At 48.4% G+C, this 4,793-nt stretch carries 3 protein-coding genes; all 3 read left to right on the forward strand.

The genetic code is table 11. The annotated features are described in order from the left end of the window. Window positions 1–94: 94 nt before the first annotated feature. Window positions 95–1,624, forward strand: a complete 1,530-nt coding sequence (locus tag RMO15_RS21570; protein ID WP_309716985.1) for a tetratricopeptide repeat protein — start codon at window positions 95–97, stop codon at window positions 1,622–1,624. Window positions 1,625–1,640: 16 nt separating this feature from the next. Continuing rightward, window positions 1,641–3,650, forward strand: a complete 2,010-nt coding sequence (locus tag RMO15_RS21575; RefSeq protein ID WP_309716988.1) for a tetratricopeptide repeat protein — start codon at window positions 1,641–1,643, stop codon at window positions 3,648–3,650. Between the two features lie 34 nt (window positions 3,651–3,684). After that, window positions 3,685–4,793 (forward strand): S10 family peptidase (locus RMO15_RS21580; protein ID WP_369016148.1); only part of this gene is annotated, 1,109 nt, incomplete at its 3' end.

Below are 4,793 nucleotides of genomic sequence, written 5' to 3' on the forward strand. Positions count from 1 at the left end.
TGAGACAGCGAATCTTTCTGCAATAGCTTCCTGTCTTGCGCCTGTGTCCAGAGCGTCTATAATGCGTTGTCGAAGGTCTTGGGAGAGTGGTCTCATGCTAGCAGGATACCTCATCCGCTATACTTTTGACGAAGACTATAATTCAGTCTCTGAAGAAATTAAAACATATGGTTTGGAAAGAAATCGCATCTTTATCAATGCGGCAATAAATGAAAAAATATCGGAGGTTATGATTCTTGATACTGGTGCAGGCGCAACGGTGCTTGTGACTCCAGAGCTTATCTCTAAGCCCGGGGTTAAATTTATGTCGGCAGGAATAGAAGGACTGCGAGCCACTGAATCTGCCGATGTGACCATTGGAGTTAGTAGCTATCATGTCCCTCTTAAGGAAGTGATGTTACGTACAGAGGACGAAGAAAACTGCCTGCTGGGAATGGATTATTTGAATCATTTCGAGTTACTTCTCGACCAGAAAAATACCCAACTCTGCCTAAAACCGTGTAGCGAAACAGTCAAGAAAATCTCTTCATCAGCTCTCATTTTAAAGACGCCAAAACCTATATATCGACAACTAGAAGCTGATTATTGGCGCATGAGAGCAGGGATACTCTATGGGATGGAGAACTATCCTCATTTCGAGGAATGTATTTCACATCTAGAGAAACTAGACCCGAAAGATAGTATTTTATGGCAGATGCGTGCGGCGTTATATAACAAAAATGGAAATCTAAAAGATGCAATTAGAGCTTTAGAACGTGGAGTGCATTATAATCCTGAAGACCCCGACATTCTTCGAAACCTAGGAAGAGTACAATTTAAGATATCACAATATTCAAAGGCAGAACGCTCTCTCAGAGAATCTCTTAAACTGGATCCTTCAGATCCCGATACCGATTACTATCTAGGCATGACTCTGGTACAGATGGATCGCTATGCCGAAGCACTTCCATATCTAGAAAAAGCAATTCTTTATTTTCCAAATGATCCCTATACATCACTCTATTTAGGGTTTTCTCAATTTTATTCAGGGAAAATTCAAGAGAGTATTCCTTTCCTAGAGAAAGCCGTCATGAAACTACCAAATGATCTTTCTGGATTCTATATCTTGGGAGAGGCTTATTATAAAGTCGACAAAATTCAAGATGCGAGAGAAATATTCCAAAAATTAGCATTGCGGAACCCCTGGAATGTTCAAGCATGGCTTGGTTTAGGAAAATCCTTAACCGTACTGTATCGTCTAGAGGAAGCATTGCAAGCACTGAATAAAGCGATGCAGCTCAGTCCACAGAATGCTGATGTTTGGTACTTCCGGGGCTATGCCTACTTGCGGGGTAAGAAGATGCAGGAGGCATATTCTGATTTTAAGAAGGCCGTTAAACTACAGAGAGACTCGGCGGAGCAATGGCGGATGCTGGCTGTGGCGAGTCTAGGCATAAAAGACTATGCCGAGGCAACTCAGGCAGCCCAAAGAGCGATTGTCTTGGATCCCAAAAATGCTCTTGCTTGGAGCTATCTTGGCTATGCGTACCAAGGCAAGGGGCAGAGCGCTCAGGCCCAACAGGCGTTTGTACGTGCTCAGGCTATAGATCCTAAGTTCGTCCCATCAACCTCAAATCTCAAATAAGGACTGAGTGAATCAGATGCAGAGTACAAAAAGTGACTTTCAGGTGACACGTCAGGATTTCGGGCTTGGCGGCGAGGCTCCCGTTCGAGTTCAATTTAGCTTTCTAGGTGACTATGCCACAGAGATGACAGATCATCTTGGGCCGGTTATCGATGTTGTCATTGAAGGACAAACGTTTCATTTTCTGCTAGACACAGGAGCCCCGACGACACTCTTGCGACGCTCACGAGTGAAAAATATGAAAGTGCAAGAGGTGCCACAAGAGCAGTATGATGAAAAACTCAAACGACTCCCCACACTGGATAACCGCATGTATGCACTCACTGTGGATCGGCTTCAAGTAGGAAAAGCTAACTTCGCAGGGCTTATCTATGTCATTGACGATCAAAAGCTGGACAAAATAAAAGCTCCTAAAATTGATGGGATTCTAGGCTGTGATAAGCTTCTTCAGAAGCTGGTCTATCTGAATTTTGGCCGTCAAGAGCTTGTGTTTTATCCTCTGAGTCGTGAGCGATCTTCTCTCCTTAAAGAACTTGATTTTCAAGTTGGTAACTCACGTGAGATCATAACTTATGGGCAGTCAGTGGGGCGTATATTTGTGGAAACGGCACTCAATGATCAAGTGTCTGAAATTGCGATTCTCGATACGGGTGGTGGTGGTTCGCTCATTGTAACCCCCGGACTGAACGTCAAGCCACAGGGGAAGCAAAAAATCGGTAGTCTCGATGGAGTTGATACCTCTCAGGTGGCTAACATCACCGTTGGGCTTCAGGGATATAGTGTAGCGTTGTCTGAGGTCTATCTGCAGCCAGAGGGGTATGACACAGTTCTGCTTGGGATGGACTTTCTAAGGCATTTTGAGCTGCTCATTGACCAGAAAAAATCTCGTATTTATCTCAAGCCTACGGATAGCGAGGTGGTAGTGGGTCCTAATTTGCCGACGAGGCTCCCTGCCCCCTCTGCGATACCTATACAGCGCGATATTCCTTACTGGACCGAGCGTGTCTCTCTTCTCTATTATATGGAGCGCTATAGTGCTGCTTTGGAAACCCTCTCTCGCATAGAGAAGTTTACGGTAAATGATGGGATGGCTTGGGCGATGCGAGGGTATTCACTGTGGCAAATAGAAAAGCGAGCCGAGGCGGCGAGCGCTCTTAAACGGGCCACAGCACTTTTGCCGGATGATGTAGGGGTTTGTTTGAACTATGGCATGCTTTTGATACAGCTTAAACGCAACCCTGAAGCTCTGGCTGCGTTCCAGAGTGTACTCAAGAGATCACCTGGTTTGGCTGTCGCTGAGGCAAATCTCGGTGTTGTCCTAGTGGAACTTGGGCGTATACCCGAGGCACTGCCACTTTTGGAAAAAGCCGTCCAGAACTTCCCCGAGGATGTATCTGCACAGCTCTACTTGGGAGCTTGCTTAGTAGCCCTGGGAAAGAGCGCTGCAAGTCTGATACCTATTGATAAAGTACTTCGTAAAGACTCAGACAACCTATTCGCACTTCTCTATCGCGGACAAGCCCTTTATGATTTGGATCGTGATACGGAAGCGAAAGATACTTTTGAGAAAGCAACAAAGATAAAACCTGAGTCGGCTTATGCATGGACAGGTTTAGGGAAGAGTTTATCTGCGATTAAGGAAAATCAAAAAGCTGTAGAGGCACTCAATAAATCAATACAGCTAGATGCAAATAATATTAATGGATTTTACTATCGTGGATATGCTCACTATAAATTAGGCAATTATAAAATGTCTTATGATGATTTTAAAAAATATATTGAGTTGAATCCGAAAAAATCTGAGGCATGGGAATGGGAGCATTATTCGAAATCTGCTTACTATATAAATAAATTTGAGGAATCTGTTATGGCAGGAGAAAAGGCAACGAAGCTTGATCCCAAAAACGCCAGCGCTTGGTATTACTTAGGACTAGCGAGGCTTAAGCTAGGCAAGAAAAAAGAGGCGAGTGATGCCTTCGACAAAGCGACCACGCTCGATCCCAAGTTCCGCGCTCCAAAAAACTGAGAACAAATCGGAAGAGCTAGGTATACTCATCACCATGAGCGAAGAGAAAAAGCCTGATGAGGGCGCAAAAAAGAGTGAGTTTGTCGAAGAGACGCCGGTTGTGACGCAGCATGAAGTGGTGCTGGGCGGGAAAACCATCAAGTACTCCGTGACGGCGGGGCGGATGCCGCTGAAGAACGCCAAAGACGAGATTGAGGCGCAGGTCTTCTACATGGCCTACACCAAAGACGACGACCGGCCTGCCAAGGAGCGCCCGCTGCTGATCTCGTTTAATGGCGGCCCCGGCTCGTCGAGCGTCTGGCTGCATCTGGGGACAATCGGCCCCAAGCGTGCCGCACAGCTCCCCGATGGGAGCCTGCCGCCGCCGCCGTATGCCGTCGAGGACAACCCGCACACCTGGCTGGAGCAGTTTGATCTGGTCTTTATTGATCCAGTGGGCACGGGCTTCTCGCGCGCAAAAGATGATGAGACGGCCAAGAAGTTCTGGGGTGTCCAGGGCGATATCGAGAGCCTCGGGGAGTTTATCCGGCTCTTTATCACCCACAACAAGCGCTGGAGCTCGCCGCTCTACATGGTGGGCGAGAGCTACGGCACGACCCGTGGTGCGGGCCTGTCGGGCTATCTGATTGACAAGGGCATCGCACTCTCGGGGCTGCTGCTGATCTCCACGGTGCTCAACTTCCAGACCCTGCGCTTCGCTCCCGGCAACGACCTGCCCTACATTCTCTACCTGCCCACCTACGCCGCGACCGCCTGGTACCATAAGAAGCTGGCCAAAGTGATCCTCAACCGGCCCGTCGAGAAGCTGATAAAAGATGTGGAGGCGTTTGCCTTTGGCGAGTACGCCACCGCACTACTGAAGGGCGATAGAGTGCTTCCCAAAGAGCGGGCCAAGCTGCTCACGACTCTCTCCACCTACACGGGCCTCTCGGAAACCTACCTGGACCGCAACGACCTGCGGATCGAGCACTGGAGCTTCTGCAAAGAGCTTCTGCGTGACCGTGGTGTTACCGTGGGCCGCCTCGACAGCCGCCTCACTGCGCAGCAGGGCAATGAGGGAGCCCCCGGGCCGGACTTTGATCCGTCGCACGCCGCGATCTCACCGGGTTACACGGCCTGCTTCAATGCCTACGTCCGCGAGCA

The sequence above is a fragment of the Armatimonas sp. genome, from assembly GCF_031410135.1.
GTDB lineage: Bacteria > Armatimonadota > Armatimonadia > Armatimonadales > Armatimonadaceae > Armatimonas.